Genomic DNA, 26070 nt, shown 5'->3' on the forward strand with positions numbered 1-26070 from the left:
GGTTCAAAATTGTCGTAGAGGGTCTGCCAGACGCGCTTCATCAGCTCTTTGCCGTTCTTCCAGAACCCGGCGCACAGCCAGTTCCAGGTCGGTGGCGAGTTGGTCGTGTGCAACAGCGGCGCCTTGCAGCGTGATGGGGATGTTGGTGGTGAAGTTGAAGGGCTGGCCTGCCCCGCTGGTAATCACCGGTTGGGCGGGGGCTTGCGGCGGAGCATCTGGCAGGACGCTGGCTTGCGGCGGCTCCGACAACTGCGCGGCTGGTATCTGCACCTCTACTGCGAGCTTGTCCATTACAGCTGAACGTCCAGACGCTGAGGCCTGCACCGCAACCTTCGGCAACCCCAGTACAGCAGCCGGCCTTGACGGCTTCTGAGGCGATCGAGGGAGCTCGACCTTTATGGCAGCGGGCGCAACGCTGGCGCCAGGACTTTCGAATCTGGGAGAAGGCACGATACCGGGGACCAACGAAAGACCAGGAATCGCCGGAGGCCATGCACGAGGCTCAGCGATGGCGCCTGCAACCCGGTGCTTGGCCGCCGCACTTGGCGCCCTCCCCTCATCCACAGGACGTCTCAACAGATCCCTCACGAGAGCCTTGTCCATGCCGGCAGTGTCAGCAGTCGAACCCGGCTTCGGCCTAGTCAACATCGAAGGCCGCCGTTGCGATGAAACGCTTGCGGCGGTTGCAAACTGCGCCATAAGCCCCGCCGGCCGAAGAGGAGACGGCGGTCCTGACGACCTGGCACGCTCCGGGCTCTGCTCCTTTGCCGTCCCGCTCGCCTTGGCCGGCAGCCCGCGCCGTACCGGCTGCTCTGTGGAGGCAGGCTCTTGGTACTGGGTGGCCAAATATTTGCCTACCGCCGACCCAACCTGATCGCCCACAAAGTTGCCGACCGACATCCCTATCGTGGTACCGATCGGACCCAGCAACGATCCGGCGGCACCCAGGGCGCCACCAAGAATCAGGCCCCCTGCCGCGCCGCCATAACCGCTCCACTTTTCTTCACGGGTTTGCGCCGTGCCATAGGTATAGGCCGCCTTTGCACCAGCCTCGATGAACATCGAAGCAAGGGGTATTTTCAATGCCTTGAGGTTCTCTGCGACGCCCTTGGCGGTCCCAGCGACAGCCCCTGGGTTGGTGTAACGCCGCTTGAGTACCTCCCAGCTGGCATAACCCCCGCCCACCACCGCAGCAGTCGTAAGCGCGTCCCTGACTGAGCCAGACAGCGTCGAATAAGGATCCGCGTCAGGTTTCGACTGAGTCGATACCGGCGTTGATGGCGGTTTGTCCTTGGCTGTAGCCGATGCAGGGTTCGTGACCCGCTCGCCAGCCCAGGCGCCCAGCTTGTCGCCGGCCATACCGAAGGCAACGCCGCCCACCTCCGAGACCATCGTGCCCCAGCGCGGCACCGCCGCCCCCAAGGCCTTGCCGCCTATGGTGCCGACTGCCGACCCAACCGCACTGAGATAGCCCACTGCTTGCTCCTTCGCCGTGGTGGCGGTGGAAGCGGTGTGGAAGAGCTTCAACCCCAAATCCAACTTGGTTGCAGAGGCAGCCTCCTTGGCCGCAGCCCCTGCTCGGGTACGGGCAGTGGCTCGGCTCGGCGTGGGATCAGCAGAGGCTGACGAAACTGCTTCGCCCTCCCCCGACACCACCCCTTGTCGAGCTTCAGGTGCATCCGCGTTGATCCGGGGAGTTGAATCTGCGCGCGGCCGAGGCTGGGGGTACGCATGTACGATCTGAGCGGGCAACTCGAACGGGGGTGAGTTGGATGCGCGCCATCCCTGTTCAGCCAAGGGTAACGGCTGGTGCTCCAGTGCCGGAGTGAGTCCTTGCCAGTTCGACAGCTGTGGCACGACCGATGGATACGGGCCTGGTCGCCAGATATCCAGCGGTGATGAAAACGATTGCAGCGCCTTGCCGTAAGGCGCCCAATGATCGGTAAACCTGGCGCGATAGTCATCGAGCGCGCCAGGGAAAGCCGAGCCAGATGCGACGGCTTCCCCCAGGGCAATCCCTGATTTGTTCGCCATCCGTTAATCCTCTCAATCCGAAAGCCACCAGACCATGTCGCTGAACGACATGGTCATGATTTCGCTCGCGGAAAAGTTCAGCTCCTTGGCCAGCCGCCTTGCGGCGGCCTTCTGCCGGGTCGGGTCAAACCTCGTCGTCCTGCACCAGGCGAAAATACCCGGCCTGCAAGCGGCCGTAGTCCTTCAGGGTGAGGCCTTCGAGGTCCTTGATGCCGACTTCGGCCAGCGAGGCGAAGAGGTTCAGCTCGCGCTGCTCGTCGTCGCTGGCGCCGCCGGCCTGGGCGTTGCGCATGTCACGCACCGTCGGGGCCCGCAACGTCAGGCTGTCGACCTGAACGCCATTGGCCTCGCTCGGACGCGACAAACGCACCGTGACGCGGTCGGCTGCAAGGTTCAGCCATTGGGGCTGGCGGTTTTCCTGAGCCATATGCACCTCCCTTACAGGCCCAGCGCAGTACGCTGCGCCGCCAGTTGGTCGACACCATCGATCACCCGCTTCATGCCCAGGGCATCGATCTCGTAGACCAGGCGACCGTCAACTTCCAGCTTGTAGTAGCTGAGCGCGACGCTGTGCTTGATCTCGGCCTTGTCGCCGGATTTCCAGTCGCCCATGTCGATTTCCTTGAGCGAGCCGCGCAGGGTGACGATGACTGGATTGATCTGGCCCTTGAGGCCCTTGAAGGCACCGCGGAACGTGCCGTTGAAGGCCGTGCCGTCGGCCAGGCCGAAGAACTTCAGCGACTCGCGGCGCACGCCGGTGGTGGTGAAGGCCGCTTCCTGTTTCTCCATGCCCAGGTCCATCTCGACGGGCATGTCCATGCCACCGGGACGATGCTCCTCCATCTTCAGGGTCAGCTTGGGCAGGGTCAGGCTGGGTACATCGCCCTGGAAGCTCACACCGTCGACGAACAGGTTCAGGTTGGCCAGGGTTTCGGGAATCATTGCCATGTAGATGCGCTCCTTAAGCGGCGGAATCGAGGACTTCGGTCAGCCACTGGTTGGTGACTTCGACGCGGAAATTGGGGTTTTCGGCAGGCGGTACGTCGGTGAAGCGGATGTTCCAGTACACCTTGCCCTGCTCCAGTTGGCTGGCGGTGTTCAACTCCGGATCGGCGAAGACCTCGAAGTTGATGATCGCGCCCTGGTTCTTCAGGTCGCGCATGAAGGCCTGCAAGCCCTCGGTGACGTCCTTGACGTAGGTGGCGGTGATGGAGCGGTCGACGGCCCATTTGTGGCCGTAGAGGATCGCGTCCATGACGATGTCCATGGTCCGCACGCGGGTGACGAAGGCCCACTTCGGATCGCTGGACAGGGTGCGGTTGCCCCACAGGCGGAAGCCGTCATCGCGAATGATGGTGGCGATGTTGGCGTTGTTCAGCAGGTTGGCGCGGCAGCTGTCGTCGCCATCGAGGAACTCCACCGGGCGGCTGGTGCCGGTGATACCGACGAACTCCTTGTTCGACGGCGAGGCCCAGAAGCCGTACTCGCGATCGGTGAAGGCGAACAGGCCGGCGACCCAGGCCGAACCTGGCGCATCCTCGGTGGCCTCGGCGACGGTGTCGAAGTAGCGCACGCCCGGATCGACCAGGAAGGCGCGCTTGGCACCGAAGTTCTTGGCGTAGGCGAGCGCGGCTTCGTCAGTGGTGCCAGGGCCGTCGATGATGGCGATGCCGCGCAGCTTGTCGGCCAGTGCCACCAGCGCGGTGCCGACCGCCTGGGTGGCGCTGTGCTTGGGCGCGACCAGCAGGCGCGGCTGGGCGTTGAAACGGCTCTTGCCGTCGAGCAGTGCCTGCAGGCCGGTGCGCTTGCCGTCAGCGAGCACGTTGCCGATGATCGCCGCGGTCTGCTCGGCCGCCTCTTCGAGCTTTGCCACGCCGCAGGCGACGATGACCGCCTTGGCGCGGCTGTAGATGGCACGACAGGCCTTGGTGATCGCCGCATCGGCGCCGAAGGCGGCCACGGCTTCACGCTCGCTGGTGATGAGGACCAGGTCGTTGGCCTTGGCCGTGACACCGGCACCTTCGGTGAAGGTGTCGACCAGGCCGATGATCGAGGACGACGGCAGTGCGATGTTGCGGGCGCCGGTGTCTACGTTGGTTACGGTGACGCCGTGGAAGAATCCACTCATGTAGGTTGTCTCCAAGTCGGATATAAAAAGGCCCTGCGGGGAATGCTGGGCCTGCGGGGTATTGGGAAATGGGCTTTGACTCAGTCAAAGCATGGACTGGCGGGTTTTAGGACGGCTGCCCCGCGCCCTCATGTGGATTAGGCAAGCCTTCGAGAGATTCAAGCAGCAAAGTTGTCGCCTGGACTCGCCCAATGATTTCTTGATAAAGCACTTGTCTAGCTTCACCTTCCAAGTTGAATAGTTCATGTTTGCGTAATCTGAAACTGGCCAAGGCTTCGAGAGTGGATTCACGTTGTTGCGCCTTATCGAGGATCAGATTGGTCGCTGCCTCAAGACTCAGCCCCGTAGTGGCGGCATAATATTTGATCCAGCTCCCTGCCTCACCGCTGTACCCTGCTTGACGATAAGCCACTGCAGCTTTTTCACGAGCTGCATATTCGGGTTCGAACCTAGCCCATCTGGCATAAACGTCAGCGACCCGGTCATCGATACGTCTGGACAGTTCTTTACTGCTTGGCCAAGAATCTGCGGCATCAACGAGGCGCGGGGGATGCAAGGAAAAGTCTATAAATTTTCCCTCGCTTTGCCCCGCCAACAAGCACTCGTGGAGATCATCGGATATTGCTTGAGCATCAGGTGGGAGCGTCGACGACACCTCGTCACTGTAAAACGCTCTTGCCTGGCTACTTGCGTAAATGGTCATTTCAGCTCCCTGGAGAATGTTCGAACTTTCCGCACGTGTTCAATAGCCCAGCGCGCGCCAATGCATAGAACGGGAATTGTTCAGGTAGTTATCATTGAAGACCTGGCCTTCGAAGCCAGTAGGGGTAGGGTGACCGTGACTGACTTCTTGGCGTGATAAGCGATAAGAAGGATCGCGGTCGTAATCGTCTATCGCCACTCCGACGGTGACGACCAGGCTCAAGCAGGCAGTTGAAAAGGCGACCGGGAACACCGTATCGATTGATATACTAGAGGCACCCACCAAGGAATAACGAAAGCCCCATTGCTCGATGAGTCCATTAGGTAGGCGATAGTAACCCGTTGTACCTAAGTACTTGGCCCAAGGCTGGCGAAGGTGTTCGACTCCGGTACCTAACATCATCCACTTACCCGTGCCGATGTAAGTCAAATCTACATAGGTATCGGGTGGAAGCATTCGAGGTAGCTTCGACGACGAGGTCGCCATACTTTCCTGTAATTCATCCGCTCCTTGAGGTGTGACCGATAGTGCTTGCCAGCCCCAGTTGTGTACGCGGATCGTGCTGCCGGGAGTGGCTGAGATGAGTGCGGAGTTAGGTACCGTATATGCTTGAATACCACTACCCCAGAAATGTACCACCCCGCCCACGTGAGCAACGGTACCTGCAACGACGGACGTGCCGTTGTAAACCGAGACGCCATTGAATTGCTGACCTCGAGAATGCACGAAATCTGTGCTCGCCAGCGTTGTATTGGCGGTGAAACGCGGCTGCGTCGGTGCAACGGGATTTCCCGTAAACATCGGGCTGATCAAAGGAGCCTTGAGCGTCAACGCGGTGTCCATCTGGGCAGCAGTGTAAACATCGGTCAGACCATAACCTGCCACAGTGCTAGGGTTCGTCGCCGCCACCACACGCCCATACTTGTCGACTGTTACACTGCGATAGGTCCCAACAGCAACGCCGCTGCGTCCAAAGGCCATTTCGAAGTCCTGGGCGCTGATACCCAAGCTGATAGGCCCGTCGCTCACCAGTTGCCAGGCACTGTCACCATTGACCGTCCCCTTCTCCACCAGTACCAGTAGGCCCGGCGTGATCTTGGCGTCGGTGTTGGCATCGCTGCAACGTGCCCAAGCACCGCCGGCCACCAAGTACAGGCCGTTGTCCTTGGCAGCCGCCTGGTTCTTGACCAGCACCCGGGCCCCGGTGAACAGCGCCACGCCATCGACGGTCTGCAACCCGCTCAAGGCGATGGGTGCAGTAGTCGCTACTAGCACCGAATGCTTGAAATCCTGCCTGGCCAACTCCTCGCTGACCCACTCTCGGGTAGCAAGCACTACCGCAGGGTCAATCTTCAACTGCACATTACTGGCGCTGCTGACGATCAGGTTCATCCGCACCACCTGAGTACGGCCCGAGCCCTGGCTGAGCAGCGGCTTGTAGGTCGGAGCGCAATTGGCCACCGCGATCATGTCGCCGTCGGCGTCATACAGCGCGATCTCACGGATCCAGCGCCCGCCAACCTCGGCAGGGATCACCTGCTCGGCGACGATCACCGCGCTATTCTTGTCATCCACCTTGAGCTGGTTCAACGGCGCGCGGCGCCATTCGTTGATCAGGCTGGTCTGGGTGGCGTTGGGGGTCGGGTCGGTGCCGTTGGCGTCGCCCACGCCCATCTGGGTTATTTTCCACGGAATGCCCAAGGCATCCGCATTGGCCTGCTTCGCCGCGCCCACATTGGTGAGGATGGCGTAGAACTGAGAAGTCTGGTCAACCATGTGCAATGTCCAAGGTATCGATTGTGTGTTCTCGGCCGCCGCGCCCGATGACGCCTTCAACGTCGATGTCTCGCGGTGCCGGTGGGTAGATATCGAGCTCGTCGCCATCCTGAAGCGCGCAACCGAGATGGAAGGCGCCGTTGCTTTCCAGGCTGATCACCATGCCGGTCATGTGCCGGCTGACGGGACGGGCATCGTCGATCAGAGCCGACAGTTCGTTGTAGGTCTGCTCGCTGATGCCCGAGTTCTCGACGCCGATTTTCAGCGCAAAGGTCCCCGGCACCCCGGCAGGCTGCGCCTGCCACCACTCCTCCACCTCGATGAGGTAGCCGAACGGCTCGACCACCCGCCTGAGGGCGCCGAGGGTGCCTTTGTGGGCGTGGACGAAGAATGCTGAGCGGATCACCGAGCGCTTGACGGTGTCGCTCCAGCTGTCGTCCCAGCGATCCACCGACCAGGCCCAGGCCAGCTGGTAGAGCAGGTGCGCGGGGCAGGTGTCGGGGTTGTAGAGCTGGCGCAGGGTGACCTTGAGGTCTTCGTCGCCAGCCGTTTCGATGGCCCGCTCCAGCGGGGTGCGGTTGAGCGGCAGAAGGCTTCGCATGTCAGCCTCCGCGCTTGAGTTCGAAGCCTGTGCACCAGGCAGCCTGGGCCTTGCTCGGGCGGATGTCGGTCCAGTCGATCAGCTCGACCCGACTGACGCCGTCGATGTGCAACTGGGCGTCGATGCCGGAGCGGGCGACCTCGACACCCAGGCGGCGCCGCGGGTTGATCCAGGCCTGCAAACGACGCCGGCACTCGCTGAGGATGGCCTCGTACTCGGGGCCGTTGTCGGCCATGTGCAACACGGCATCGATCCGGTATGGCAGCACCTGGGCGCTGCGCACATTGACCCGGTCGGCGACCGGGCGGATGTCCTCGTCGTTGAGGTAGGCGTTGACCTCGTCGAGCAGCGCCTGGGGCGCGACACCGTCGTCATCGATGCTCAGCACCGTGACATCGACCACCGCCGGCGACGGGCTTTCGGCGGTCGCGTCGGCGACCCGTCCCGAGGCGTTGCGGGCGTGGAGGATGTAACTGTTGCGCGGGCCGGCGGTGGTCAGGCCTTCATAGACCAGTTGCACGCGTTCGCGAAGGGCGTCGTCGGATTCGAGAACCGCCTCGGTGGGCGGAACGGTGGTCGGGTCGGCGGCCTGGATCACCAGGCGCTGCAACGAAACGTTGGCCGCCAGTTGGTCAAGGTCGCGACCCTGGGCATAGGCGAGCAACAAGGCCTTCGCAGCATCATTGATGCGTGCCCGGTTGAGCAGCTTTCGGTAGGCGCCGACCTCGAGCAGCTTGGTGACCGGATCGCTTTCCAACTGTGCCGTCCAGCCATCGCCCATATGTGCACGAAAGGTCTCGAGGTCGGCTTCGTACAGCGCTTCGAAATCCAGATCATCGAGCAGTTGCGGGGCGGGCAGTTTGGACAGGTCTACCTGACTCATACGCTCACCTCCACCAGCGCGTCATCGCCCAGATAACGGCCGCTCAGGGCCAGGCTGACCTGGCCGTCGAGCACGGCTACGACCTTCACCCGCTCCAGTTGCAAGCGCGGCTCCCAGCGCCCAAGGGCGCGAGCGACCTCTGCCTGTACCGCACTCTTCCAGCCTTCGTTGACGGGCAGGTCGACATAGCGGCGCAACTGGCTGCCGTATTCCGGACGCATGCGACGGCTGCCCAGTGGGGTGGTAAGGATGTCCTCGATGGATTGGCGCAGGTGAGCGATCCCGGCCAATGGCAGGCCGGTGCGACGGTCCAGGCCGATCATGACGCGTCTCCCGGAAAATCCCGGGCGCGTTGATGGGTATCCATTGCGTTCTCCTGGCATTAAAAAGCCCGCGATGGCGGGCTGGGTTCAGTGTTTGTGGTTGGGCGTGTTGCCGGCGGTATCGATGATCCGCCCGCCGCCGTTGATGTCGCCGCTGACAGTCAGCGGGCCGTTGACCGTGACCTTGCCGGTCAGGGTGATGCTCGAGGCCTCGAGGGTGATCGCGCCATCACTGACCACCAGGGTGCTGGCACCGACCTTGATGCGCGCGTTGCCGCTGGGTAGTTCGATGTCATAGCGCCGGGCCTGCCAGTCGTAGGTCAGCGAGCCGCCGTCATCGAAGCGCCAGACCTCGGCATGCTCGCGGTTGTCTGGCGGGAGGCCGGCATTGCCATACAGCCCGGCAAAAAAAGTACCTTGCGCCGGGTCGCCACTGGGGCTGAGCAACACGCCCTGCTCACCCAGGCTGGGCGCCCGCCAGTGCCGGGCCTTGCCGGCCGCCTGGGCATGCCAGCGCACCCAGGCGCTGGTCCAGCCGCCACCGTCGGACACCCTGACCCGCGCAGCGGCCAAGTCCACCGCCACCACGCGGCAGGGAATCACCAGGGTGGCGAGCATGCGGTCATGCGTGGCACTGACATAGCTCATGCCAGGTCCTCCGGGGCGATGTACTGGCTTTCATTACCGGGCCCCGTGTCTGGACTGAAGCCCAGCCTGAGGCTGCCCGGCGGCTGGTCGGGCCAATGCCATTGCAGTTCGCCCAACAGCACTGGCTGGTCCCAGCGCACGCGCCAGCCAGCACCGGCGAAGAAAGCCCGTACGTTGCGGCTCGGCTCAACGAAGTCGAGCCCCCATAGCTGCTGGCGCAACAGGTCCATCAGTTGTGCAGCCAGCACGCTGCACTGCAGGCGTGCCTCGGGGTTGGCGGCATCGGGGGTGATGTCCGCCTCGAAGGTGGTGACCAGCACCGAGCGTCCATCCCTGGGCGCAGCATCGGCAGTCATGCGCACGATGCCATGGCGCAATGCCGGCAATGCCGGGGTATTTCCTGCTTCCGTATAGGCATCAACCGATGCCAGTTCCGGAATCGCCTCTCGAATCGTTGCGGTCAATGCCGCATGCAAGGTGGCCAGTTCGCTCATGTGCCGCACTCCTATCGTTCGTCCTTCAAACCAAGGCGCCTGGCTGCCCAGCGTTCATAGAGGCCGATGGCTACATCGGCCCCCGCCATGGCGGTCAGGCACCCGAAGGCGCTAGCGCTCCAGATCGACATGCCGCTGGCATACAGCAGCATCACTGTCGACACCCCACACACCATGCAAGCCCCCGAGCGCAGCGCCAGCCGCCGCAGCAGCGACCAACCTCGGGCGCCGGCCTTGTCGGCCCGCCACATCTCACCGGAAAGCCCTCCCAGCAATGCCAGGACGATCACCAGCCAGAGCGGCATCTCCAGCAACGCCTGTTGCTCGTTCGTCACTGTCCTGTCTCCTGTGTCATGGCCACCGACGAGTGCCGGTGGATCCCTTGCCGTGTAACGCGGCATTCCAAAAGGCCCGTCCGTGCAGGCCCTTCAGTAATGCGTTGTCGAACCGTCGGTCACATCTGGTGACACCGGCCGGTTCCGCTTCAAATTGGTGACTCCGACCGCGGCCCCCTGCCCGCCGGATAACTGATCGTGGTGCTTTACGCTGCACACCCGGGCCAGTTGCCAACCCTCTGAACAGTCAAGGCCTGTTCATCGCTGCCTGTGTAACAACCGGTTGCTGTCCGGCTTGAGATACAGGCTATGCACTGATGCATATGCAGTCAATGCATTTTTGAAAATATTTATGCATTAGGAGTTGCTTAAATGCATGAAGGCCTTGTCGGGTATGGCCTGTAGGGCTTTTCAGAGAGCCTAAAAATTTGTAGGCCCGGTATGATTTGAGGCGGCGGGGGATGCAAGGCGGGAGGCGGGGATACTTCGTATGCATGAAAAAACCCGCCGAAGCGGGTTTTTATCCAGCGGATTTGCGGGTCAGCGTGCGTACATGCCCCACCAGAAGACATGCCCGAGCAGGCTGATCTGCTCTTCCTGCATCTGCTGGAAACTGTAGTCTTCGTCGGGGTGTTCATCACGGTTGAAGCTGCGCAGGCGTATGCCGGTGGGCAGGCGATAGACCTGCTTCACCCGCAGCTGGCCATTGTGGTTGATGGCGTAGAGATCGCCATCGATGATATCGCCAATGGCACATTTGCCGGTGTTGACGCCGACCGTCGCGCCATCGCGCAGCACTGGCAGCATGCTGTTGCCGCGCACCGTGACGCACTTGGCCTGGTCGAACTGCACACCATTGTGGCGCAGGCTGCGCTTGCCGAAACGCAGGCGCGCGCGCTCGCTTTCCTCGATGACGAATCTTCCTGATCCTGCTGCCAATTCGACCTCTCGAAGAAATGGAACGGACACCTCGTCATCCTCGACGGGGGTTTCATCGTCCCACAGGCTGATGTCGCTCAGGTCCACATGACCATGCATGGGCTGCGCCTCGCGGGACTCCCCCAGCTCCATGCGGCCACGCAACTGATCGGTGCTCACGCCGAAGTAATCGGCGATTCTGGAGACATGCTTGTCTGACGGATCGACAATTTTCTCGCTAAGGATCCGAGACAGGGTGGATTGCGGTACGCCCGTGCGCCGGTGCAGCTCCGTCGGGGACAGGCCGTGGCGATCGAGCAGTTCTCTGAGTACAGTGGCTACGTTGCGCTTTTGCATAAAATGCATATTGCTGCAGATCGATGGGAAATGCAAATGCATGCAACACACCCCGAACCTGCGATCATTCAGGGATACCCGTCACCGTATGCACTGCCCGCATCGCACAAGGCGGACGCGCGCCCTGGGGCTCGATCTGCTCGCACTTGCGCAGCAACGGCAACGCGTCGCTGAACTGGATTGCAGCGACCGTATCGGCATGCTGCTGCGACAGGAAACAGTGCTCGAAGCGGTAGCCCGCATACACATCGGCCTGCACCGGTTCATTGTCATAGACTTCGGCCACGATCTCGCGCAGCAACTGGCGGGTCGGCTCGTCCAGCCTGGCCGGTATCCCCTGCAGCAACTGCTCCCGCGGTGTCCCGCCAGCCCGTGCCTGGACCACATGCCGCGAAGCCTCTATCGAGGCCTGCATGCCCTGCGGAAACGGGCACTGTGCAGCCGCCATGAGCGGTAACGGCAGGCTCAAGCCTGCGACCATCAGATAAAACGCCACCCTTGGCATGGAATTCCTCGCGCGGTGTTCGGGCTGCCCGGAAAATCGACCAATCATAGCGATGCCCTGCCCTTGTGTCCTGCAGCAGGCAAAAAAAGCCTGTACCATTGCCGGTTTCGAAATTGCCACCAGACCACCTGTTTCAAGGCCCTGAATGTCTGATCTCTCCGCACACACCCCGATGATGCAGCAATACTGGAAGCTGAAAAACCAGCACCCAGACCAGCTGATGTTCTACCGCATGGGCGACTTCTACGAAATCTTCTACGAAGATGCGAAGAAAGCCGCGAAACTGCTGGACATCACCCTGACCGCGCGCGGTCAGTCGGCGGGCCAGTCGATCCCCATGTGCGGGATTCCGTTCCACTCGCTGGAAGGCTACCTGGCCAAACTGGTCAAGCTCGGTGAGTCGGTGGTGATCTGCGAGCAGATCGGCGACCCGGCCACCAGCAAGGGCCCGGTCGAGCGCCAGGTGGTGCGTATCATCACGCCAGGTACGGTCAGCGACGAGGCGCTGCTCGACGAGCGCCGCGACAACCTGATCGCCGCCCTGCTGGGTGACGAACGCCTGTTCGGCCTGGCGGTGCTGGACATCACCAGCGGCAGCTTCACCGTGCAGGAGATCAAGGGCTGGGAAAACCTGCTTGCCGAACTCGAGCGCATCAACCCGGTGGAACTGCTGATTCCCGACGACTGGCCACAGGGCCTGCCAGCAGAGAAACGCCCTGGAGCGCGACGTCGGGCGCCGTGGGACTTCGATCGTGACTCGGCGCGCAAGAGCCTGTGCCAACAGTTCGCAACCCAGGACCTCAAGGGCTTCGGCTGCGACAAACTGACCCTGGCCATCGGCGCCGCCGGCTGCCTGCTGACCTACGCCAAGGAAACCCAGCGTACCAGCCTGCCGCACCTGCGCAGCCTGCGCCATGAGCGCATGGACGACACGGTGATTCTCGACGGCGCGAGCCGTCGCAACCTCGAGCTGGACATCAACCTGGCCGGCGGCCGCGACAATACGCTGCAGTCAGTCATCGACCGCTGTCAGACTGCCATGGCCAGTCGCCTGCTGAGCCGCTGGCTGAACCGCCCGCTGCGCGACCTGAAAGTGCTGCAGGCACGTCAGGATTCGATTCGCTGCTTCCTCGACGGCTACCGTTTCGAGAAGCTGCAGCCGCAGCTCAAGGAAATCGGTGATATCGAGCGGATTCTCGCCCGTATCGGCCTGCGTAACGCTCGCCCACGTGATCTGGCGCGCCTGCGCGATGCCCTTGGCGCCCTGCCCGAACTGCAGAACGCCATGGCCGAGCTCGAAGCGCCCCACCTGGCCCGCCTGGCGGCCATCACCGGCACGTACCCGGAGCTGGCCAGCCTGCTGGAGCGAGCAATCATCGACAACCCACCTGCGGTGATCCGCGACGGTGGCGTGCTCAAGACCGGGTACGACAGCGAACTCGACGAACTGCTGGCCATGAGCGAGAACGCAGGTCAGTTCCTGATCGACCTCGAAGCCCGTGAAAAAGCCCGTACCGGGCTTGCCAACCTCAAGGTTGGCTACAACCGTGTGCACGGCTATTTCATCGAGTTGCCAACCAAACAGGCCGAGCAAGCGCCGGGCGACTACATCCGCCGCCAGACGCTCAAGGGCGCCGAGCGCTTCATCACGCCTGAACTCAAGGCGTTCGAAGACAAGGCGTTGTCGGCCAAGAGTCGCGCCCTGGCCCGGGAGAAAATGCTCTACGACGCGCTGCTCGAGACCTTGATCAGCCACCTTGCGCCGTTGCAGGACAGCGCTGCGGCCCTGGCCGAGCTGGACGTGCTGAGCAACCTCGCCGAGCGTGCCCTGACCCTGGACCTGAACTGCCCAAGCTTCGTCGACGAGCCGTGCCTGCGTATCGAGCAGGGCCGCCATCCGGTGGTCGAGCAGGTGCTGACCACGCCGTTCGTGGCCAACGACCTGGGCCTGGACAACAGCACCCGCATGCTGATCATTACCGGCCCGAACATGGGCGGTAAATCTACCTACATGCGCCAGACTGCGTTGATCGTACTGATGGCGCATATCGGCAGCTTCGTGCCTGCAGCGCGCTGTGAGCTGTCGCTGGTGGACCGCATCTTCACCCGCATCGGTTCCAGCGACGACCTGGCCGGCGGCCGCTCGACCTTCATGGTAGAGATGAGCGAAACCGCGAACATCCTGCACAATGCCACCGATCGCAGCCTGGTGCTGATGGACGAGGTCGGCCGCGGCACCAGTACCTTCGACGGCCTGTCGCTGGCCTGGGCCGCCGCCGAACGTCTCGCACAATTGCGCGCCTACACCCTGTTCGCCACCCACTACTTCGAGTTGACCGTACTGCCGGAGAGCGAGCCACTGGTGGCCAACGTGCACCTGAACGCCACCGAGCACAACGAGCGCATCGTGTTCCTGCACCATGTGCTGCCAGGCCCTGCCAGCCAGAGTTATGGCCTGGCGGTGGCGCAACTGGCGGGTGTGCCGTCGCAAGTCATCCTGCGCGCCCGTGAGCACCTCGGCCGCCTGGAAAAGGCCAGCCTGCCCCACGAGGCGCCGGTGACCAAGGCCAAGGGCGAACCGCAGGTGCCACACCAGAGCGACCTGTTCGCCAGCCTGCCACACCCGGCCATCGAGAAGCTGGGCAAGCTGGCGTTGGACGACATGACACCGCGTCAAGCTATCGAAATGCTATATCAACTGAAGAACCTGTTATAACGGCCAGCCGCGCAAGCTGGTAGAATCCGCCGCGGTTTGCCGGAGCTGCAGGTTATTAGTCTGGCCTGCAGCCAACGTGAACCGCGCTGCCCTGGAAGGAAGGGCACGCTGCCGTCGCCTGAGGAGAAAATTAGAAATGACCTTCGTCGTCACCGACAACTGCATCAAATGCAAGTACACCGACTGCGTGGAAGTCTGTCCGGTGGACTGCTTCTACGAAGGCCCGAACTTCCTGGTCATTCACCCGGACGAGTGCATCGACTGTGCGCTGTGCGAGCCTGAGTGCCCGGCACAGGCCATTTTCTCGGAGGACGAAGTGCCTGCGGGGATGGAGAACTTCCTCGAGCTCAACGCCGAGCTGGCTGAGATCTGGCCGAACATCACCGAGCGTAAGGATGCCCTGCCGGACGCTGAAGAGTGGGATGGCAAGCCAGGCAAGATCGCTGATCTGGAGCGCTGACCGCTGCAGTGACAAAAAAGGCCCGCAAGGGCCTTTTTTGTGCCTGGCATTCGGGCTCATGCAAGCCCGGACGAGGAGAAATCGTAGGCAAAAAAAAGGGGCGGTTTGACCCGCCCACATTTTTTCCGTAGTCCCTGCTTGTCCCATTCATCATCCTGATGAATCGCATCCTGCGATGTCCTTGGCGATCATCCTTGAAAGCCTGTGCCAGTCCGTCGGCACACTTCAGATACTAGCGATTTCCCCAGCGGGAGCAACCTACGCACCTAACAAGATGCTACAGCAGACACACTTACAAACATCTAAAAAAATCAATAATTTCAATACGTTAAGAAAACATCATTACTGGAAAAGGCAATTGTTTACTCTTGTTGGTAGCGAAGGCTTACACCACGAGTAAGCGATCTCTTACACGCTAAGCAACAACGCTAGCAGGTTGAACTATTTCCCAGGCCATAAAAAATGCCCCGAGGTCGTCGGGGCATTCTGTGTTGCGCATTCCGGCTTACTGGAACAGCGACTCGCTGGACAGGCCGTTCTTCTCCAGAATCTCACGCAGACGCTTGAGCCCTTCCACCTGAATTTGCCGTACCCGCTCACGGGTAAGGCCAATCTCCAAGCCAACATCCTCAAGCGTACTGCTCTCATGACCACGCAGGCCGAAGCGGCGAATCACCACCTCCCGCTGCTTGTCGGTCAGCTCGCCCAACCACTGGTCGATGCTCTGGGATAAGTCGTCGTCCTGCAGCAATTCACACGGATCGGTGGGGCGATCATCGGTAAGGGTGTCGAGCAGCGTCTTGTCCGAATCCGGGCCCAAGGATACGTCGACGGAGGAGACACGCTCGTTGAGTCCAAGCATGCGCTTGACCTCAGCTACCGGTTTTTCCAGCAGCCCGGCAATTTCTTCCGGGGACGGCTCATGGTCGAGCTTCTGGGTGAGCTCACGCGCGGCGCGCAGGTAGACGTTGAGCTCCTTGACCACGTGGATCGGCAGGCGAATGGTGCGGGTCTGGTTCATGATCGCCCGCTCGATGGTCTGGCGGATCCACCAGGTCGCATAGGTCGAGAAACGGAAGCCGCGCTCCGGGTCGAACTTCTCCACGGCACGAATCAGCCCCAGGTTGCCCTCCTCGATCAGATCGAGCAGCGACAGGCCACGATTGACGTAGCGGCGAGCGATCTTCACGACCAGGCGCAGGTTGCTCTCGATCATGCGTTTGCGGCCGGCCGGGTCGCCCTTCTGCGACAGGCGCGCGAAGTGCACTTCCTCTTCCGGGGAAAGCAGTGGCGAGAAACCGATTTCGTTGAGGTACAGCTGCGTGGCGTCGAGCGCACGGCTGTAGTCGATATACTTGTGCTGCTTGAGCGATGAGCCCGTTTTGGCCCTGGTCCGAACCGAAGGTACAGCAGGTTCGTCTGACACCACATCCGTTTCCAAAACGATACCTGTCTCCATCAGGAGGAGGTCATCGTCGATGTCAAACTCCGGCACTTCTTTGCTGAGAGCCATTGTTATAGTCCTTTGCTGAGTTCGAACCTCAGACTCTAGCGTCGCCTGATTCCCTGGCAGCGCTAAAGCCTGTCCCCTTTACGTCTTCAGGAACAGGCTGGTGCAACAATCAACGGCGTGGCAGGAACTGGAGTGGGTCGACGGGTTTGCCCTGGCGGCGAATCTCGAAGTGCAGCTTCACCCGATCAGTGCCCGTAGACCCCATTTCTGCGATCGTCTGCCCTGCCTTGACCTGCTGCCCCTCCCGAACCATAAGCCTGCGGTTGTGGCCGTAGGCACTGACGTAGGTATCATTGTGCTTGATGATGATGAGTTCGCCGTAGCCCCTCAAGCCACTCCCGGCGTAAACCACCGCACCATCAGATGCAGCAAAAACAGGCTGTCCCAAATCTCCGGCGATATCAATGCCTTTATTCAAACTACCGTTTGAAGCGAATTTTCCAATCAACACGCCGTTCGCCGGCCAAGTCCAACCCCCGACCGCGCGCTCTGCGGCCGGCACCTGGATGACGGTCGGAGCGGTCGTGGCAGGGGGAGGCGTTGCCGACTTGTCGCTATTTGTTGCTGGCGCGGTCTGCGTACCAACCGGGCGGCGAATGACCGTGGTTCTGCTCGATGACGAGGGACCGGACGACACTACAGTGGTGGTGCCCCCAGCGCCGCTGCTGAAACGAATCGGCTGGCCTGGGCGGATGGTGTAGGGCGGCGCGATACCATTGCGCGCGGCCAGCTCCTTGTAGTCCCAGCCGTAGCGGAAGGCGATGGAGAACAGGGTATCACCGGGTTTGACCACATACTGCCCCGAGGTCACGGTCGGACGCTTGGGAGCCGCGTTGTTGCGATCGACCACCCGAGCGCCACTGGAGCCGGTGCTGGAGCATCCCGCCAGCAAGGTTCCCATGGCCAGCGCAATCACCAGAAGCTTGAAACCCGACCGATCCTTGCGCTGCCGAATGATTGTGTGACCCACCCGCGCTCCCCTCATGGTGCCGAAATCTGGATATGACGATATGCAATATTGTTTCAATTATAACCGAGCCCGACCCGCTTGGGTGGCCCGTACGGGCTTGTCTATCTGGCGGGGTTCGCCTCACCCCGCCAGATAGACAAGCCCGTGGCGCAAGAATTCGCTATCAGCGCACATATTCCGTCGGCCCTCAGGCCAGCGGCCCGTTGAGCAGCGGCACGAAGCGTACGGCGCCCAGCACCCGGCGCGAGAAACCCTGCTCCTCACGAACGATCAGCAACAGTTGCTGTGCTTCGCCCGCCACCCCTACCGGAATCACCATGCGTCCGCCGGGTGCCAACTGATCGAGCAAGGCCTGGGGGACTTCCGGCGCCACCGCGGTGACGATGATGCCGTTGTAAGGCGCCAGCGCCGGCCAGCCTTCGCAACCGTCGCCCCAACGAAACACCACGTTACGCAGGTTGAGCTCGATCAGACGCTCCTTGGCACGATCCTGCAGCACCTTGATCCGCTCGACCGAAAACACACGCTCGACCAACTGCGCCAGGATGGCCGTCTGGTAACCAGAACCGGTGCCGATTTCCAGCACCTTGTCCAGCGGGCCGGCCTCCAGCAGCAGTTCGCTCATGTGCGCAACCATGAATGGCTGGGAAATCGTCTGGTTATGGCCGATTGGCAGCGCAGTATCTTCATACGCCCGATGGGCCAGGGCTTCATCGACGAACAGGTGGCGAGGGGTACGGCGAATGGTCTCGAGCACCTTGCTGTTCGACACGCCCTCTTCATACAAGCGTTGGATCAGGCGCTCCCGGGTACGCTGGGAGGTCATGCCGATGCCGCCACGGCGCTGCAGATCATCCTGTTCGCGCATCAAAGCAGCCCCTCCAGCCAGCCATCGAGGCGCTCGAAGGCATCGTTGAAGGTGCGATCCAGTTGCAGCGGCGTGATCGATACATAGCCTTGCATCACTGCATGGAAGTCAGTGCCCGGGCCGCCGTCCTCGGCGTCACCGGCCACAGCGATCCAGTACCCTTCCTTGCCACGCGGATTGACGACCTTGGTCGGTGCGGCCGCACGTGCCCGGTGCCCCAGGCGGGTGAGGCGTATTCCGCGGATATGCTCCAGCGGCAGGTTGGGAATGTTGACGTTGAGCACGGTACGCGCCGGCAGTTCCAGACGCGACTGCGCCTCGACGAGGCGCCGGGCGATATGGGCGGCGGTCGGCAGGTTGTCCGGCAGGCGCGACAGCAATGAGAACGCCAGCGAAGTACCGCCGAGAAAGCGGCCTTCCAATGCAGCGGCGACCGTGCCGGAGTACAGCACGTCGTCACCCAGGTTGGCGCCCAGGTTGATTCCGGAGACGACCATATCGGGCGTTTCCGGCAACAGGCCGTTGAGCCCCAGGTGCACGCAATCGGTGGGCGTGCCGTTGAGGCTGATGAAACCGTTGGCCAGCACCTGCGGGTGCAGGGGCCGGTCGAGCGTCAGCGAACTGCTGGCGCCGCTCTTGTCTTGATCCGGGGCGATCACCACGCACTTGGCATAGTCCTGCAGCGCACCGTGAAGCGCAGCGAGGCCGGGGGCGGTAACACCGTCGTCGTTGGAAATCAGAATACGCATGGGCTTTCCGTCTGCCCTGCCGGCACCAGATCCACAAGTTCGCGCACCACCACGGTGGCGAAGCATCCGGCCGGAAGGACGAATTCCAGTTGCAGGATATCAGGCTCGGGATAATGCCACGTCAGCCGCCCAATAGGGAGCCGCAGGATGCGCCGTTCGTGATCCAGTCCTGCCCTGCCCAGCCATTGGCAGAGTGCAGGATGGCGTTCGCCGACCGCCGTTTCCAGCGCCGCGGTCCCGCCCGCGCTCGACGGAAGGCCCGCGCCCCACATGGGGCCGGTGGGATGGAGGTCGAGAATTGTCAGTCGAGGATCGGAGCATTCCTGCTCGCCAGCCGGAAAGAAGCTACGGCTATCCGTGAAGGCCAGCAGATCGCCAACCTGCGCCTGGTTCCAGCTTCCGTCAGCCACTCGCGCAGCCAGTACCTGGTTGAACAGGTAGCTGCGCCCCGCAGACAGCAGCCGCGAACGCACATTGCGCTGCTCCGGCAGTGCCTCTCGGGCCGCCCAGTCGAGCGCATCGTGCACGTTCCCGCCGGCATGGCCGAAGCGCTGGGCACCGAAATAGTTCGGTACGCCCTGCACCTTGAGCTGTTCCAGACGGGCGTCCAGCGCCTGGTGATCGGCGCTCAGGCCCGTCAGTCGCAGGGTGAAGCCATTGGCCGAATGTGCGCCACGCTGCAGCTTGCGCTGGTGACGCACCTGTTTGAGCACGCGCAGGCTGTCGTCTTCGGCACGGGACAGGTCAGGATCGGCCTTGCCTGGCAGGTGCAGGCTGAACCACTGCCGGGTCAGGGCCTGACGGTCCTTCAGGCCGGCATAACTGATAGCACGAACCGGCACACCGGCCGCGCGCGCCAGGCGTCGGGCAGCTTCCTCGGTGTTCAGGTCGCGCTTCTCGACCCACAGCCACAGGTGTTCGCCTTGACCGGACAGGGGGATGTCGAGCACTTCATCGACCTGAAAATCATCGGCGACGGCCTTGAGCACGGCGCGGCCAAGGACCTCGCCGCTGGCACGCGGGCCCAACAGTTCCAGTTCGGTCATGCCGGCAGCAGCAGGGCGACCGCATGCACAGCGATGCCCTCCTCACGACCTGTGAAGCCGAGCTTCTCCTCGGTGGTCGCCTTGACGTTGACCTGGTCGAGCTCGACCTGCAGGTCCTCGGCGATGAAACGACGCATGGTGTCGATGTGCGGCGCCATCTTCGGGGCCTGGGCGACGATGGTGGCGTCGACGTTGCCCACCTTCCAGCCCTTGGCCTGCACGACGGCCACCACATGACGCAGTAGCACGCGGCTGTCGGCGCCCTTGAACTGTGGATCGGTGTCAGGGAAATGCTTGCCGATATCGCCCAGCGCTGCTGCGCCAAGCAAGGCATCGCTCAGGGCGTGCAGCAGCACATCACCATCGGAATGGGCCAGCAGGCCGTATTTGTGGGGAATACGCACCCCGCCCAAGGTAATGAAATCACCGTCGGCGAAACGGTGCACATCGTAGCCGTGGCCAATACGCATAGAAAAACGCCCTGATTGAGTCAGGGCGTGATTCTACCTGCTTTGGCCGCTATTGGGGCCGCTCCTGCAACACTACACCCGCCCCAGCGCCACCGCGTGATGGCGCAGGTGCTCATCGATGAAGCTGGCAATGAAGTAGTAGCTATGGTCATACCCTGGCTGCAACCTCAGGGTCAGTTCATGCCCACCTTTGCGCGCCGCCTGCTCCAACGCCGCAGGCTTGAGCTGCTTGTCGAGGAAGTCGTCGCGATCGCCCTGGTCGACCAGCAGCGGCGGACATTGGCCAGCCGGGGTTTCGGCCAGCAGCACGCTGGCATCCCACTCACGCCAGCGCGCGCGGTCCTCACCCAGGTAGCGGGAGAAGGCTTTTTCACCCCACGGGCAATCCATCGGGTTGCTGATCGGCGAGAACGCAGACACCGATCGGTAGCGCCCCGGGTTGCGCAGGGCACAGACCAGCGCCCCATGCCCGCCCATCGAATGACCACTGATACTACGCTGATCGGACGCAGGGAAATGCGCCTCGATCAGCGCCGGTAGCTCCTGCACCACGTAGTCGTGCATGCGGTAATGCTGGGCCCAGGGCTGCTGGGTGGCGTTGAGGTAGAAGCCAGCGCCGAGCCCGAAATCCCAGGCGCCGTCCGGGTCCCCGGGCACCTGCTCGCCACGCGGGCTGGTGTCGGGCGCGACGATGATCAGGCCAAGCTCGGCGGCCAGGCGCTGGGCGCCGGCCTTCTGCATGAAGTTCTCGTCGGTGCAGGTCAGGCCGCTGAGCCAGTACAGCACCGGCAGTTTCTCGCCCTGCTCGGCTTGCGGTGGCAGGTAGACAGCGAACACCATGTCGCAGCCGAGCACCTTGGAGTGATGCTTGTAGCGCTTGTGCCAGCCGCCGAAGCTCTTCTGGCAGGAGATGTTGTCCAGGCTCATGGCAGACCTCAGAAGTGGATCACGCTGCGGATGCTTTTGCCTTCATGCATCAGATCGAAGGCCTTGTTGATGTCCTCCAGCCCCATGGTGTGGGTGATGAAGGTGTCCAGCGGGATCTCGCCCTTCTCGGACATTTCCACGTAGCTTGGCAGCTCGCTGCGGCCACGCACGCCGCCGAAGGCCGAACCGCGCCAGACCCGGCCGGTGACCAACTGGAACGGACGGGTGGCGATTTCCTGGCCGGCGCCGGCCACACCGATGATCACAGACTCACCCCAGCCCTTGTGGCAGCACTCGAGCGCCGCACGCATCAGTTGGACATTGCCGATGCACTCGAAGGAGAAGTCCACGCCGCCATCGGTGAGGTCGACGATCACTTCCTGGATCGGGCGATCGTAGTCCTTCGGGTTGATGCAGTCGGTAGCCCCCAACTGGCGGGCGATCTCGAACTTTGCCGGGTTGATGTCGATGGCGATGATACGCGAGGCCTTGGCCTTCACCGCGCCGATCACCGCCGACAGACCAATGCCGCCCAGGCCGAAAATGGCCACGGTGTCACCCGGTTTGACCTTGGCGGTGTTGAGTACCGCACCGATACCGGTGGTCACGCCGCAACCAAGCAGGCAGACCTTCTCCAGCGGCGCTTCCTTCTGGATCTTGGCCACGGAGATTTCCGGCAGGACGGTGTACTCGGAGAAGGTCGAAGTGCCCATGTAGTGGAACAACTGCTGCCCTTTGTAGCTGAAGCGCGTGGTGCCGTCAGGCATCAGGCCCTTGCCCTGGGTGGCGCGGATGGCCTGGCACAGGTTGGTCTTGCCCGACAGGCAGAACTTGCACTTGCCGCATTCCGGGGTGTACAGCGGGATCACATGATCACCAACGGCCAGCGAAGTGACCCCCTCACCCACCGCCTCGACGATTGCCCCTCCCTCGTGACCGAGGATCGACGGGAAGATGCCTTCCGGGTCCGCACCGGAGAGGGTGTAGGCATCGGTGTGGCAGACACCGCTGGCGACCACGCGCAGCAGTACCTCGCCCGCCTTGGGCATGGCCACGTCCACTTCGACGATTTCCAGGGGTTTCTTGGCCTCGAAGGCAACAGCGGCGCGGGACTTGATCATGGTGGTCTCCAAGCTAGGTATCAGTTAAGGCCACCAGTGTAATTCATGCTTTTTTGATGAATAATCCGAGCAAATGCAAAACATTATTGCCATGCAGGGATAATAAATGAGCAGTCGCTGGGAAGGAATCGACGAGTTCGTCGCCGTCGCCGAGTCAGGCCAGTTCACCGCGGCCGCCGAACGACTGGGGGTTTCCTCATCGCATATCAGCCGCCAGATCGCTCGCCTGGAGGAACGCCTGCAAACCCGCCTGCTGTACCGCAGCACTCGGCGTGTGACCCTGAGTGAAGCCGGGCAGACCTTCCTGCAGCACTGCCAGCGCCTGCAGGATGGCCGCGAAGAAGCACTGCGCGCGATGGGGGACCTGGCCAGCGAACCCAAGGGCTTGCTGCGCATGACGTGCGCGGTGGCCTACGGCGAGCGTTTCATCGTGCCACTGGTGACACGCTTCATGGCGTTGTATCCGCAGTTGCGCGTCGAGGTGGAGCTGAGCAACCGCACTTTGGACCTGCTGCACGAAGGCATGGACCTGGCCATTCGCCTGGGACGCCTCCAGGATTCACGCCTGGTGGCCACCCGCCTCGCACCGCGGCGCATGTACCTGTGCGCATCACCGGCTTATCTGGAGCGTTACGGCAGACCGCACAGCTTGTCGGAACTGGCGCGGCACAATTGCCTGGTGGGCAGTTCGGACCTGTGGGTGTTGCAGCAGGATGGCCGCGAAATCAGCCAACGGGTACAAGGCAACTGGCGCTGCAACAGCGGCCAGGCGGTACTCGACGCGGCGCTGCAAGGAATGGGGTTGTGCCAGTTGCCGGATTACTACGTGCTCGAGCATCTGCATGCCGGGGCACTGGTGCCGCTGCTGGAGGCGCACCAGCCGCCGAACACCGCGGTGTGGGCGCTGTATCCACAGCAGCGGCATCTTTCACCGAAGGTGCGGCGGTTGGTCGACTACCTGAAGGATGGGTTGGCAGGATTGCCGGAGTATCAGCAAGGCTGAAGCGCTGCGCTTGTGCCGATGGCCTCAGCGCCGCCCAGCCCAGCGCTGACGCAACCACTCCAGGTCTTCCGGCCGGGTCACCTTGATGTTGTCGCTACGCCCTTCGACCAGGCGCGGCGCATGCCCGGCCCATTCGATGGCAGAGGATTCATCGGTCACCGCCACATCCGCCACCAGGCATTCGGCCAGTGCCCGGTGCAGCATGCCAAGCCGGAACATCTGCGGCGTGTAGGCCTGCCAAACAGTGCTGCGGTCCACCGTGGAGCTGACCCGGCCAGTCGCGTCGGCACGCTTGAGGGTATCGCGTGCAGGCACCGCCAGCAGCCCACCCACCGGATCGTCGGCCAGCTCCGACAGCAGTTTGTCCAGATCGCTACGCGCCAGGTTCGGCCGCGCAGCATCGTGCACCAGCACCCAGTCGTCGTCGGCCGCCCCTTGGGCGTGCAGCAGCAAAAGGGCATTCAGTACCGAATCGGCACGCTCGCGCCCACCCGCTGCACGCTGGATGCGCGGATCGCTCGCACAGCGCAAGCCAGGCCAGTAGGGATCATCTTCGGCAACGCTGACCACCACGCCCTTGAGCGTGGGATGGTCGAGAAAACAGTCGAGGCTATGCTCGAGGATGGTCTGCCGGCCCAGTTGCAGATACTGCTTGGGGCGGTCGGCAGCCATGCGGGCACCAATGCCCGCGGCAGGAATCACGGCCCAGAAGGCCGGCTGTTCTTGGATCATTTCTGTGGCAACTGGTAGAGGGTTTCGCCCTCCTTGACCATTCCCAGTTCATGACGAGCCCGTTCTTCCACGGTCTCCATACCTTTCTTCAACTCCAGGACTTCAGCGTCGAGCACGCGATTGCGTTCCAGCAGCCGTTCGTTTTCGGCATGCTGGTCGGCGATCTGCTGTTGCAGCTCGGCCACTTGCGCCAGGCTGCCATTACCGACCCAGAGGCGATATTGCAGGCCTCCGAGCAACAACAGCAGGACGAGGAACAACCAATAGGGACTGCGCATGAAGATATCCAGGGTAAAAGGCCGCCGCAGCGAGCTTCCGATAGCACGAAGCCTGGCCGAGGCCAGGCTTCGTCGACAGAAACCCGTTTGAAGGCGCTGAACACTCAGTAAGAACGTTCAGACAGCCCCGGCTGCTGCCTTTTTACCATCTCTTGCTCAGCCGCGAAACTCGGCACGGCCACGGTAGACGGCCTTGGCACCCAGCTGCTCTTCGATACGCAGCAGTTGGTTGTACTTCGAGACGCGGTCGGAACGGCACAGCGAACCGGTCTTGATCTGGCCTGCGGCGGTACCGACAGCCAGGTCGGCGATGGTCGAATCTTCGGTTTCACCGGAACGGTGCGAAATGACCGCAGTGTAACCAGCGGCCTTGGCCATCTGGATGGCTTCCAGGGTTTCGGTCAGCGAGCCGATCTGGTTGAACTTGATCAGGATCGAGTTGCCGATGCCTTTCTCGATGCCTTCCTTGAGGATCTTGGTGTTGGTCACGAACAGGTCGTCACCGACCAGCTGTACCTTGGCACCGATCTTGTCGGTCAGGATCTTCCAGCCAGCCCAGTCGGACTCGTCCAGGCCGTCTTCGATCGAGATGATCGGGAAGCGCTCGGTCAGGCCTTTCAGGTAGTCGGCAAAACCTTCGGCATCGAACGACTTGCCTTCGCCGGACAGGTTGTACTTGCCGTCTTCGTAGAACTCGGAAGCCGCGCAGTCCAGGGCCAGGGTGACGTCGGTGCCCAGCTTGTAGCCGGCTTTCTCGACCGCTTCGGCGATGGCCGCCAGGGCATCTTCGTTGGAGGCCAGGTTCGGGGCGAAGCCACCTTCGTCACCCACGGCAGTGTTCAGGCCGCGGGCCTTCAGAACAGCCTTGAGGTGGTGGAAGATCTCGGTGCCCATGCGCAGGCCGTCGGAGAAGGTCTTGGCGCCTACCGGCTGGACCATGAACTCCTGGATGTCGACGTTGTTATCGGCGTGCTCGCCGCCGTTGATGATGTTCATCATCGGCACCGGCATCGAGTACTGGCCAGGGGTGCCGTTGAGGTTGGCGATGTGCGCGTACAGCGGCAGGTCCTGGTCCTGGGCAGCGGCCTTGGCAGCAGCCAGGGACACAGCGAGGATGGCGTTGGCGCCCAGCTTGGCCTTGTTCTCGGTACCGTCCAGTTCGATCATGGCGCGGTCGAGTGCTTTCTGGTCCGAAGGATCCTTGCCCAGCAGCAGGTCACGGATCGGACCATTGATGTTGCCGACGGCCTTCAGCACGCCCTTGCCCAGGTAACGGCTCTTGTCGCCATCACGCAGCTCCAGCGCTTCGCGCGAGCCAGTGGAAGCACCAGACGGCGCGCAAGCGCTGCCAATGATGCCGTTGTCGAGCAGCACATCGGCTTCCACGGTGGGGTTGCCACGCGAATCGAGAACTTCACGACCTTTGATGTCGACGATCTTTGCCATTGTTGTAAGCACTCCAGAATTGACGAAAACAACGCAGCTTTGGGAATTCTTGCCGTTCACCAGGCG

General features: G+C 62.3%; 28 protein-coding genes. 3 read left to right on the top strand and 25 right to left on the bottom strand.

The genetic code is table 11. The features are described 5' to 3' along the window. Window positions 1–3: 3 nt before the first annotated feature. The 14 genes from ACK3BK_RS19520 to ACK3BK_RS19585 form a co-directional block, all read right to left on the bottom strand. Entirely contained in the window at window positions 4–2034 is a 2031-nt protein-coding gene (locus tag ACK3BK_RS19520; protein WP_411383113.1) for a hypothetical protein, read from the bottom strand. Between the two features lie 124 nt (window positions 2035–2158). Beyond that, entirely contained in the window at window positions 2159–2461 is a 303-nt protein-coding gene (locus ACK3BK_RS19525; protein ID WP_054891038.1) for a phage tail assembly protein, read from the bottom strand. A gap of 11 nt (window positions 2462–2472) precedes the next feature. Continuing rightward, window positions 2473–2982, bottom strand: a complete 510-nt coding sequence (locus tag ACK3BK_RS19530) for a phage major tail tube protein (RefSeq protein WP_065862264.1) — start codon at window positions 2980–2982, stop codon at window positions 2473–2475. A gap of 13 nt (window positions 2983–2995) precedes the next feature. Then, the gene (locus ACK3BK_RS19535) at window positions 2996–4162 is read right to left on the bottom strand and encodes a phage tail sheath family protein (RefSeq protein WP_186718875.1); all 1167 of its coding nucleotides are present in this window, start codon (window positions 4160–4162) and stop codon (window positions 2996–2998) included. A 106-nt stretch (window positions 4163–4268) separates the two neighbouring features. Continuing rightward, window positions 4269–4865, bottom strand: a complete 597-nt coding sequence (locus tag ACK3BK_RS19540) for a hypothetical protein (RefSeq protein ID WP_411383114.1) — start codon at window positions 4863–4865, stop codon at window positions 4269–4271. 39 nt (window positions 4866–4904) lie between these two features. Beyond that, the gene (locus ACK3BK_RS19545; protein WP_411383115.1) at window positions 4905–6641 is read right to left on the bottom strand and encodes a phage tail protein; all 1737 of its coding nucleotides are present in this window, start codon (window positions 6639–6641) and stop codon (window positions 4905–4907) included. Beyond that, window positions 6634–7242, bottom strand: a complete 609-nt coding sequence (locus ACK3BK_RS19550; protein ID WP_411383116.1) for a phage tail protein I — start codon at window positions 7240–7242, stop codon at window positions 6634–6636. Before ACK3BK_RS19550 ends, ACK3BK_RS19545 begins: the two co-directional genes overlap by 8 nt. A gap of 1 nt (window position 7243) precedes the next feature. Next, window positions 7244–8125, bottom strand: a complete 882-nt coding sequence (locus tag ACK3BK_RS19555; protein ID WP_411383117.1) for a baseplate J/gp47 family protein — start codon at window positions 8123–8125, stop codon at window positions 7244–7246. Then, complete coding sequence (locus ACK3BK_RS19560) at window positions 8122–8448, bottom strand: GPW/gp25 family protein (RefSeq protein WP_186667212.1); 327 nt, start codon at window positions 8446–8448, stop codon at window positions 8122–8124. Before ACK3BK_RS19560 ends, ACK3BK_RS19555 begins: the two co-directional genes overlap by 4 nt. Before the next feature lie 87 nt (window positions 8449–8535). Further along, window positions 8536–9096 carry a phage baseplate assembly protein V gene (locus ACK3BK_RS19565; RefSeq protein WP_411383118.1) on the bottom strand — a complete coding sequence of 187 codons (561 nt, stop codon included), beginning with the start codon at window positions 9094–9096 and terminating at the stop codon, window positions 8536–8538. Beyond that, a complete protein-coding gene (locus ACK3BK_RS19570) occupies window positions 9093–9590 on the bottom strand; it encodes a hypothetical protein (protein WP_411383119.1) in 498 nt (165 codons plus the stop codon). The genes ACK3BK_RS19565 and ACK3BK_RS19570 overlap by 4 nt, the downstream gene beginning before the upstream one ends. Before the next feature lie 11 nt (window positions 9591–9601). Continuing rightward, window positions 9602–9925, bottom strand: a complete 324-nt coding sequence (locus tag ACK3BK_RS19575; protein WP_054891048.1) for a phage holin family protein — start codon at window positions 9923–9925, stop codon at window positions 9602–9604. 540 nt (window positions 9926–10465) lie between these two features. Continuing rightward, on the bottom strand, window positions 10466–11200 hold the full coding sequence (locus ACK3BK_RS19580; RefSeq protein ID WP_186718864.1) for a helix-turn-helix transcriptional regulator: 735 nt from the start codon (window positions 11198–11200) through the stop codon (window positions 10466–10468). Window positions 11201–11264: 64 nt separating this feature from the next. Then, window positions 11265–11705 carry a hypothetical protein gene (locus tag ACK3BK_RS19585; RefSeq protein ID WP_411383120.1) on the bottom strand — a complete coding sequence of 147 codons (441 nt, stop codon included), beginning with the start codon at window positions 11703–11705 and terminating at the stop codon, window positions 11265–11267. Between the two features lie 145 nt (window positions 11706–11850). Between ACK3BK_RS19585 and mutS the strand changes: the two genes are divergently transcribed. Next, entirely contained in the window at window positions 11851–14421 is a 2571-nt protein-coding gene (gene mutS / locus ACK3BK_RS19590; RefSeq protein ID WP_186667216.1) for a DNA mismatch repair protein MutS, read from the top strand. 136 nt (window positions 14422–14557) lie between these two features. Further along, on the top strand, window positions 14558–14881 hold the full coding sequence (gene fdxA, locus ACK3BK_RS19595) for a ferredoxin FdxA (protein WP_012315871.1): 324 nt from the start codon (window positions 14558–14560) through the stop codon (window positions 14879–14881). A gap of 505 nt (window positions 14882–15386) precedes the next feature. Here fdxA and rpoS read toward each other — a convergent pair. The 8 genes from rpoS to ACK3BK_RS19635 form a co-directional block, all read right to left on the bottom strand. Continuing rightward, entirely contained in the window at window positions 15387–16394 is a 1008-nt protein-coding gene (gene rpoS / locus ACK3BK_RS19600) for an RNA polymerase sigma factor RpoS (RefSeq protein WP_054891052.1), read from the bottom strand. A gap of 109 nt (window positions 16395–16503) precedes the next feature. Further along, window positions 16504–17364: a peptidoglycan DD-metalloendopeptidase family protein gene (locus ACK3BK_RS19605; protein ID WP_186667217.1), complete on the bottom strand. Its 861-nt coding sequence runs from the start codon at window positions 17362–17364 to the stop codon at window positions 16504–16506. A 187-nt stretch (window positions 17365–17551) separates the two neighbouring features. Next, entirely contained in the window at window positions 17552–18190 is a 639-nt protein-coding gene (locus ACK3BK_RS19610; RefSeq protein WP_411384496.1) for a protein-L-isoaspartate(D-aspartate) O-methyltransferase, read from the bottom strand. Between the two features lie 41 nt (window positions 18191–18231). Further along, complete coding sequence (gene surE / locus ACK3BK_RS19615) at window positions 18232–18981, bottom strand: 5'/3'-nucleotidase SurE (RefSeq protein ID WP_186667218.1); 750 nt, start codon at window positions 18979–18981, stop codon at window positions 18232–18234. Beyond that, complete coding sequence (gene truD / locus ACK3BK_RS19620) at window positions 18969–20027, bottom strand: tRNA pseudouridine(13) synthase TruD (protein ID WP_411383121.1); 1059 nt, start codon at window positions 20025–20027, stop codon at window positions 18969–18971. The genes surE and truD overlap by 13 nt, the downstream gene beginning before the upstream one ends. Further along, complete coding sequence (gene ispF, locus ACK3BK_RS19625) at window positions 20024–20497, bottom strand: 2-C-methyl-D-erythritol 2,4-cyclodiphosphate synthase (protein WP_054891057.1); 474 nt, start codon at window positions 20495–20497, stop codon at window positions 20024–20026. The genes truD and ispF overlap by 4 nt, the downstream gene beginning before the upstream one ends. Before the next feature lie 72 nt (window positions 20498–20569). Continuing rightward, window positions 20570–21424, bottom strand: a complete 855-nt coding sequence (fghA, locus tag ACK3BK_RS19630; RefSeq protein ID WP_186667221.1) for an S-formylglutathione hydrolase — start codon at window positions 21422–21424, stop codon at window positions 20570–20572. Between the two features lie 8 nt (window positions 21425–21432). Continuing rightward, window positions 21433–22545 (bottom strand): S-(hydroxymethyl)glutathione dehydrogenase/class III alcohol dehydrogenase, encoded by a 1113-nt coding sequence (locus ACK3BK_RS19635; protein ID WP_009686067.1) that lies wholly within the window; start codon window positions 22543–22545, stop codon window positions 21433–21435. A gap of 106 nt (window positions 22546–22651) precedes the next feature. Between ACK3BK_RS19635 and ACK3BK_RS19640 the strand changes: the two genes are divergently transcribed. Next, on the top strand, window positions 22652–23548 hold the full coding sequence (locus ACK3BK_RS19640; protein ID WP_411383122.1) for a LysR substrate-binding domain-containing protein: 897 nt from the start codon (window positions 22652–22654) through the stop codon (window positions 23546–23548). Window positions 23549–23572: 24 nt separating this feature from the next. Here the strand turns inward: ACK3BK_RS19640 and ispD are convergent, their stop codons facing one another. The 3 genes from ispD to eno all read right to left on the bottom strand — a co-directional run bounded on the left by ispD (window position 23573) and on the right by eno (window position 26004). Further along, window positions 23573–24280, bottom strand: a complete 708-nt coding sequence (gene ispD / locus ACK3BK_RS19645; protein WP_411383123.1) for a 2-C-methyl-D-erythritol 4-phosphate cytidylyltransferase — start codon at window positions 24278–24280, stop codon at window positions 23573–23575. Further along, window positions 24277–24558, bottom strand: a complete 282-nt coding sequence (gene ftsB / locus ACK3BK_RS19650) for a cell division protein FtsB (RefSeq protein WP_054891061.1) — start codon at window positions 24556–24558, stop codon at window positions 24277–24279. The genes ispD and ftsB overlap by 4 nt, the downstream gene beginning before the upstream one ends. A 156-nt stretch (window positions 24559–24714) precedes the next feature. Then, entirely contained in the window at window positions 24715–26004 is a 1290-nt protein-coding gene (gene eno, locus ACK3BK_RS19655) for a phosphopyruvate hydratase (RefSeq protein WP_054891062.1), read from the bottom strand. Window positions 26005–26070 lie beyond the last annotated feature (66 nt).

It is taken from the genome of Pseudomonas sp. L7 (assembly GCF_046605565.1).
In the GTDB taxonomy this organism is placed as follows: Bacteria; Pseudomonadota; Gammaproteobacteria; order Pseudomonadales; family Pseudomonadaceae; genus Aquipseudomonas; species Aquipseudomonas wayambapalatensis.